The sequence below is a fragment of the Aquabacterium sp. UBA2148 genome, from assembly GCF_002328915.1.
GTDB lineage: Bacteria > Pseudomonadota > Gammaproteobacteria > Burkholderiales > Burkholderiaceae_C > Aquabacterium > Aquabacterium parvum.
In genome coordinates this window covers 16,961-18,696 of sequence record NZ_DCXA01000305.1, presented here as the reverse complement: position 1 = coordinate 18,696, position 1,736 = coordinate 16,961, and the positions used below count along the sequence as shown (strand labels likewise).

The following is a 1,736-nucleotide window of genomic DNA, read 5'->3' as shown; positions in this document are numbered from 1 at the left end:
CCAGCACCAGGGGCAGCGAACGGGTGAGCTCCTCGGCGTAGGTGCGCGGCAGGGTCAGCAGGGCATCGCCCGCCGCCACGACGTTGGCCGCCGCGAAGTAGTGCTGGCAGCGCAGGATGACCTGGCGCTCACCCAGGCCCTGGGCCGCCCAGACCGCCTGCAGGGGGTCGGGCTGGTCGGGCTGCAGCGCCACCATCACATGGGTTTGTGCAAAGTAGTCGGCCACGCTGAGCTGGCGGCTGGCCAGGGGGTGGCCGCGCCGCATCAGCACCGAGAGCTGCTCATCGGCCAGGTGTTCGCCCCGGATGCGGCCCGTGACCCGGCGCTGGCGGTCGATGGCCAGGTCCACCTCGCCCATCGTCAAGGTGCGCTCCAGCGCGTCACGCGGCACGCGCACGCTGGCGATCTTGACCTGGGGCGCGGCCTGAGCAAGGCGGCTCATCAGGGGCGGCAAGGTGATGGCTTCGAGCACGTCGCGCATGCCCAGGCGCAGGGTCATGTTCAACGTGAGGGGGTCGAAGGTGTCGGCCTGGCCCATGAGCGACTGCAGGCCGCGCAGGTGGGCCTGCACCTCGCCGATGACTCGCCGCGTCAGCTCGGTGGGCACCATCTGGTTGCCCTGACGCACGAACAGCGGATCCCCCCACAGGCGGCGCAGGCGGGCCAGCGCATGGCTCACCGCCGGCTGGCTCAGGTGCAGGTGCCGAGCTGCGCCCGAAATGCCGCCGTGCTCGTAGACCGCGTCCATGACGCGAAAGAGGTTCAGGTCGAGGCGGGAGGCGGTGTGCGGCAGGGACATGGGGCACAACGATACAGCCCTCCCCACACCCGTGTGTTTTTTCCACCCGATGCGGCACTCCGCACCCCAGCCCGAGTCGAGCACGCGCCATAATGACGCGTTGCCGTTTGCACGGCGCACCTTTGGAGCAACCACCTTGGACAGTCACCCTTGGTGACCGCCCACTTCGGCCAGCCGGCCACCTGCACCGCCTCGCGCTGACCAGCGCTCGCAAGGCAAACGCAGGCACCGGCTGCGGCCCACCAGGTCAGCCTCGCGCTGAGACCGGTCGGGCCCACGCGGGAGGGGGCGGCAACCACACCCCCTCACCCGTCAAACAACCTGCACGACCCGCAGCCGCATCGCCTCGCATGCGACCCGGCCCGAGCGTGATCAGGTGCTGGAGTCCCGATGCTCAACGTCTTCACGCTGGCCAATGGCCGCCTGTTCCAGGAAGAAATCGACAGCCTCGACGAGCTGACGCCGTCGCGCCCGGTCTGGGTCGACCTCGAAGACCCCACGCCGGAAGAAAAAGGCTGGATCGCCGCCTGCTTCGGCCTCGTCATCCCCGGCGACATCGTCGACGAGGACCTGGAAGAGTCCGCCCGCTTCTACGAAGAAGAAGGCGCCATCCACCTGCGCTCGGACTTTTTGATCGACGACGACGAGGCGCCCCGCAACGTGCGCGTGGCCTTCATCCTGCACAACAACATCCTGTTTTCGATCCACAAGGAAGACCTGCCGGTGTTCCGCCTGCTGCGCATGCGCGCGCGCCGCATCCCGGCCCTGATCGAAGACGCCAAGGACGTGCTGCTCAAGCTCTACGACGCCGACGCCGAGTACTCCGCCGACACGCTGGAGAACATCTACGACGAGCTGGAAAAGGTCAGCAAGCGCGTGCTGCAGGACGAGGTCAACGACCAGGCCGCCGCCGAGGCGCTGGCCTCCATCGCCCGCT

Annotated in this window: 2 protein-coding genes; one reads left to right on the top strand and one right to left on the bottom strand. The window is 68.5% G+C overall.

Annotated elements, in window-relative coordinates; translation table 11 throughout:
* On the bottom strand, positions 1-799 hold a 799-nt coding region (locus tag B2W70_RS16800; RefSeq protein ID WP_286747410.1), incomplete at its 3' end, for a LysR family transcriptional regulator.
* 390 nt (positions 800-1,189) lie between these two features.
* Between B2W70_RS16800 and B2W70_RS16795 the strand changes: the two genes are divergently transcribed.
* A partial coding sequence (locus tag B2W70_RS16795; protein WP_286747408.1) for a CorA family divalent cation transporter occupies positions 1,190-1,736 on the top strand: 547 nt, incomplete at its 3' end.